Raw genomic sequence first — 1,236 nt, 5'->3', positions numbered from 1 at the left:
TTGTCAACAGACTATAGAGCGATAGCCCTACCTCAATTGGTGTATTATATTCTCCCCCTAGGAATCCATATAGAGCCGCTGCTTTTTAGAGTTGATCATTAGTTACTCACTATGGAGCAGTCAATGAGGCCGAGATTACCAGAAGACAGAGGCTGTGCCTATTTCCAAAAGTCCCCTTTTTTGTTACTCATTCAGTGTGGTCGACTTTTGAAAATTTTACCAGGTGTACCCATCACGGTAGCGCCACTGGGAACCGGTTTTGTAATGACAACATTAGCACCTACTTTGGCGTTGTCACCTACCTCAAAGTTGCCTAATAAAATAGCACCAGCACCAATGATAACGCCATTGCCGATTGTAGGGTGGCGTTTGCCTTTTTCTAGTTTATTGCCACCTAGTGTAGCGCCTTGATAGATAGTGACATCATTACCAATTTCTGTGGTTTCTCCAATTACCACACCAACACCATGATCAATAAATAAACGTCTACCTATTTTTGCTCCTGGGTGTATTTCTATACAGGTGAATAACCGGGAGATGCTGGAGATAAACCGAGCCAGCCATTTGAGCTGTTTGCACCAAAGCCAGTGACAGAGACGGTGAACGATTAAAGCATGAAGTCCTGGGTAATTGGTTAACACCTCGAAAGTATTTCTGGCAGCAGGATCTCGATTAAGGATACTCGTAACATCTTCACGAAGGTGTTTAAACATAGTTTATTGTCTTATTAGTCATGCTTAATTAGGGGAGAACTTAGAATAAAAATACTATTAATAGCCATGTACTATATCGTTACAAACTAATGCAAAAATGAATTAAAAAATACAGCATTTGTACATGCCGTCCCTGCTAATAATGAATGATATTAGTCCATGGGATACTCACAGCTCAGTGAGCCATTTATTAGTAGTTTAAATAATGCCTTACCAGGCTACAAAGCATCTCAGAAGCTTTCTACACAATGCGTGTATTTGTTGCTTTTGGTTAGCTAATTTTACACAAGCTGTGTAAAAACCGAGCTACTTATATTGTCGGATATTGAAGAGTTAACTAAACTCTTATATTGCTGCATTCAGACGATATAAGTCTTGTTCACAGCACTTTCCTTGAGAGATATTTTATTAGGCAGGGAAGTATGTTTTCCTGCTGTTTTATATTTTTAAAATTTCCTAATTATCATCATGCCTAAGCTATATTTAGTAGCTTACCTGGTAGCGGAGGTGTTCTCAGCGCTAC

Annotated in this window: 1 pseudogene; it reads right to left on the bottom strand. The window is 39.3% G+C overall.

Annotation, left to right across the window (positions count from 1 at the left end):
* Positions 1-206: 206 nt before the first annotated feature.
* Positions 207-713, bottom strand: a pseudogene (gene cysE, locus ORQ98_RS29470) (serine O-acetyltransferase); the annotation flags it as partial.
* Positions 714-1,236 lie beyond the last annotated feature (523 nt).

The sequence above is a fragment of the Spartinivicinus poritis genome (genome assembly GCF_028858535.1).
Classification (GTDB): Bacteria; Pseudomonadota; Gammaproteobacteria; order Pseudomonadales; family Zooshikellaceae; genus Spartinivicinus; species Spartinivicinus poritis.
This window is presented reverse-complemented; position numbering and strand designations above follow the sequence as displayed.